1 protein-coding gene is annotated in these 1195 nt (G+C 71.5%); it reads right to left on the reverse strand.

From position 1 onward, the window contains the following. Positions 1–208 precede the first annotated feature (208 nt). Positions 209–970, reverse strand: coding sequence for an isoprenyl transferase (locus N864_RS22385; RefSeq protein WP_034722793.1), 762 nt, complete (start codon positions 968–970; stop codon positions 209–211). Positions 971–1195 lie beyond the last annotated feature (225 nt).

Below are 1195 nucleotides of genomic sequence, written 5' to 3' on the forward strand. Positions count from 1 at the left end.
CCCGCCGCAGCCCGCACGCCGTCGCAGTCGCGCGCGTGGGCGCTGAGCCGCTCGGCAGCCGCCCGCAGCGCGACCGGGTCGGCACCCTTCTTGTAGATCGCCATCGGTCGACTCCCCTGACGTGTCCGGCTCGAGGTCCAACAGGTGCTGCTGTGCCTTGAACCTAGGCAGCGTCGCCCGGCTCGGCAATGGGGAGCACTCCCCGCAATCAGGTGCCGAAGCGGCGGTGCCGACCCGCGTAGGCCCGCAGCGCGCGGAGGAAGTCGACGTGTCGGAAGTCGGGCCAGTACGCCTCGCAGAAGTAGAACTCGGACTTCGCGCTCTGCCACAGCAGGAACCCGCCGAGGCGCTGCTCGCCCGAGGTCCGGATGACGAGGTCGGGATCGGGCTGGCCCTTGGTGTAGAGGTGCTCGGCGATGTCCTCGACGGTGAGGTCCTCGGCGATCTCCTCCAGGCTCTGCCCGTGGGCCGCGCGGGCGCGGAGCATCGCCCGGACGGCGTCGGCGATCTCCCGCCGCCCGCCGTAGGCGACCGCGACGTTGACGGTCATCCCCTGCACGGTCGCGGTGCGCTGCGCCGACTGGCGCAGGCTGCGGGCCACGTCGGCCGGCAGCAGGTCCGGCGCGCCGACGAGCTTGAGGTGCCAGCGGCCGGTGTCGGCGAGATCCGAGACGGCGTTGGCGATGATCTGCAGCAGCGGCGTGAGCTCCTCCGCGGCACGGTTGAGGTTGTCCGTCGACAGGAGCCAGAGCGTCACGTACTCGACGCCGGCCTGCTCGCACCAGGTGAGCAGGTCCTGGATCTTGTCGGCGCCGGCCTGGTGCCCGGTCGCGGTGCCCTCGCCGCGGGCCTTCGCCCAGCGCCGGTTGCCGTCGAGCATCACCGCGACGTGACGCGGCATCGACTCGCGGGGCAGCTCCTTGGCCACCCGGCGCTCGTATGCGCCGTAGACCACGTCGCGCCAGCCCACCGACAACCTCCTCGGGCACGTTCGCGGCCTCCCGTCGGGTCCGCGCGGTAGCCAACCTACCGCCCGTCGGCGACGGGCCGGCAGTGCCTCACGCACCCCGTGGCAAAGGTTCACACCATCTTCACGAGGTGAGCGGCATACCGGACGGCGCGTCGACGCGACGCTAACCTACGGATGCGTAGGTTAGGCTCGTGGGCATGGAGCAGCAGAACGGCACCGATGGAC

Origin of the sequence: Intrasporangium chromatireducens Q5-1 (genome assembly GCF_000576575.1) — a bacterium.
Classification (GTDB): domain Bacteria; phylum Actinomycetota; class Actinomycetes; order Actinomycetales; family Dermatophilaceae; genus Intrasporangium_A; species Intrasporangium_A chromatireducens.